At 75.3% G+C, this 2,584-nt stretch carries 2 protein-coding genes; both read right to left on the bottom strand.

The window, feature by feature from the left end; genetic code table 11:
- Positions 1-104: 104 nt before the first annotated feature.
- On the bottom strand, positions 105-1,760 hold the full coding sequence (locus tag L1885_RS26925) for a transporter (RefSeq protein ID WP_235799763.1): 1,656 nt from the start codon (positions 1,758-1,760) through the stop codon (positions 105-107).
- A complete protein-coding gene (locus tag L1885_RS26920) occupies positions 1,757-2,536 on the bottom strand; it encodes an ABC transporter ATP-binding protein (protein ID WP_235799764.1) in 780 nt (259 codons plus the stop codon). Before L1885_RS26920 ends, L1885_RS26925 begins: the two co-directional genes overlap by 4 nt.
- Positions 2,537-2,584 lie beyond the last annotated feature (48 nt).

Genomic DNA, 2,584 nt, shown 5'->3' with positions numbered 1-2,584 from the left:
CGCGGACGGCCGCACCGCAGCCCGCACCGTGGCGCGCGGACGGCCGCACCGCAGCCCGCACCGTGGCGCGCGGACGGCCGCCCGGCGGCGCTCCCTTCGCGCGCTCAGCCCTTGCTGACCGCTTCGAGGATCTCCGGGAGCCGGTCCGCCGTGCTCGCCGCCGCGACCCGCAGGCCGAGCCACGCGATCAGGGCCCCGTACGCCGCGCCCACCGGCAGCACCACCCAGCTCCAGCCGGTGTGGTCACCGACGTGCAGCCAGATGGTGGCCGCGAGGACGGGCGCGCACAGCACCGGGGCGACGAGCAGTCCGCCCAGCATGGACATCGCGGCGAGTCCGGTCTGCCCCGGCGCCACGTTCTTGCGGCTCTCCTGGGGGATCGAGTACGGCAGCCGGGCCGACGCGACCGAACCCGCCGACAGCAGGGCGCCCAGGAGCGCCCAGGACAGCCCGACGACCTCGGGCAGCGCCCGCCAGTCGTGCGTCAGGGCCGCCATCACCACGCTGACCAGCACCGAGTACGGCAGGGTGACGACGGCGAGCGCGAGCGCCCGCGCCCGCAGCTCCAGGAAGGCGTCCCGCTTCGACGCGATCGTCATGGCCACCATCCAGAACGCGGAGGTGTCCTGGCCGAACTGGTTGTACATCTGCGTGCCCAGCATCCCCGCGGCGAAGCAGCCGAAGTAGATGGTGCTCAGGCCCTGGAGCGCGTTGAAGACGGGCACGATCAGCCCGACCACCAGCGCCGACACCCAGGCCGTCTTGGTCTTCGGATCCCGCAGGACGTAGCGCAGCGTGCGCAGCATCGCCGTGCTCGTGCGGCCCTCGGGCAGCAGCGGGCGCCGGCCCGCGGTGCGGCGGCCGCGCCGCTTCGGCGCGGCGGCGGCGATCGTCGAACTGTCCGGCGCCGTCATGAGCTTGACGAGCGAACGCTGCCAGGCCGCGACCAGGCCGGCGAGCAGCGCGAGCGCCAGCACGAGCTGCACCGCCATCCGCCCGTAGGCGCCCTCGCTCGCCGACGCCACCGCGCCGATCGCGGAGGCCGGCGGGATCCACCGCACCACCGCCACCGTCGGATCGAGCGACGCCAGGCCCGAGGACGCGCCGAGCCGCTGCACCCAGAAGTTGACCAGCTGGATCCCCACGGCGATCACCAGACCGGACAGCACCGCCATGTCGCGTCCCCTGCGGGACGTCAGCAGCCGGGTGTTGGCCGTGGCGATCGCCCGCGCCAGCGCGACGCACGTCAGCAGCGCCAGCACGACCGCGACGGCCGCGACCACGAAGGCGAGCGCCCCGTGCGCCGCCGCCAGCGCCGCGCCCGTCAGCAGGCACAGCGCGAACAGCGGCCCCATGCCGACGAGGGAGGCCGCGAGCAGCGCGCCCGTCAGCGACCGGGGGCGCAGCGGCAGCATCGCCAGGCGGGTGGTGTCGAGCGTCTCGTCGCCGGTCGGGAAGAACAGCGGCATCACCGCCCACCCGACGGCCAGCAGGAGCGTCACCAGCACGGCGGGCGCCGCGCCGTCGTCCACGGCGCGCAGCGCCAGGAGCCCCAGCAGGGCCCCCGCCGACAGCAGGACGACCACGACGAGCGACGTCACCCACACCGCGGCCCTGCTGGAGGACTGGCGCAGCCCGTTGCGCAGCAGGGACAGCTTCAGCCGCACGAACAGGGGGGTCAGGCCGGCCGGCACGGGCCGCGCGGCGGCCGGCGCGACGGGGCGGGTCCCCGCGGCGGGGGAGGGCGCCTGGGCGCTCATCGCCTGCCACCTCCCAGCCAGTCGAGGGAGCCGCCGGCCGCGCGGCCCTGCGCGCCGACGAGTTCGAGGAAGGCGTTCTGCAGGGAGGGCGCGTCGCCGCGCACCTCGGCGAGGGTGCCCTGCGCCCGGATGCGGCCCGCCGCCATCACGGCGACCCAGTCGCACAGCGACTCCACCAGCTCCATCACGTGGCTGGAGAAGACGACGGTCGCGCCCGAGCCGGTGTAGCGCTCAAGCACCTCGCGGATGGTCTGCGCCGAGACCGGGTCGACCCCCTCGAACGGCTCGTCCAGGAAGAGGACTTCGGGATTGTGCAGCAGCGCGGCGGCGAGGCCGATCTTCTTGCGCATGCCCGTGGAGTAGTCCACGACGAGCTTGTCGCGGGCGCCCGTCAGGTCCAGCACCTCCAGCAGCTGGTCGGCCCGCTTGTCGACCTCCGCGCCCGGCAGTCCGCGCAACCTGCCCGTATAGCCCAGCAGTTCGCGCCCGGACAGGCGCTCGAACAGCCGCAGTCCCTCGGGCAGGACTCCGATGCGGGCCTTCACCTCGGCGGGGTCGCGCCACACGTCGTGGCCCGCGACCGTGACCCGGCCCTGGTCGGGCCGGAGCAGGCCGGTGATCATGGAGAGAGTCGTCGTCTTGCCGGCGCCGTTGGGGCCGACCAGCCCGATGAACTGCCCGGCGGGCAGCTCCAAGTCGATGCCGGCGACCGCGACCTGCTCCCCGAACCGCTTCCACAGCCCCTCGACCCGCACGGCCGCCGGGCCCGCGCCCACCGCGGCCGTGCCGCCCCCGCGCTCGCGCCGGGGCGCCGGCGCCCCGGC

It is taken from the genome of Streptomyces fuscigenes, assembly GCF_021556455.1.
GTDB classification, from domain to species: Bacteria; Actinomycetota; Actinomycetes; order Streptomycetales; family Streptomycetaceae; genus Streptomyces; species Streptomyces fuscigenes.
This window is presented reverse-complemented; position numbering and strand designations above follow the sequence as displayed.

Bases quoted from the DNA above. Each gene is read 5' to 3' on its own strand.
- L1885_RS26925 (WP_235799763.1), bottom strand. From the start codon at position 1,760: ATGAGCGCCCAGGCGCCCTCCCCCGCCGCGGGGACCCGCCCCGTCGCG.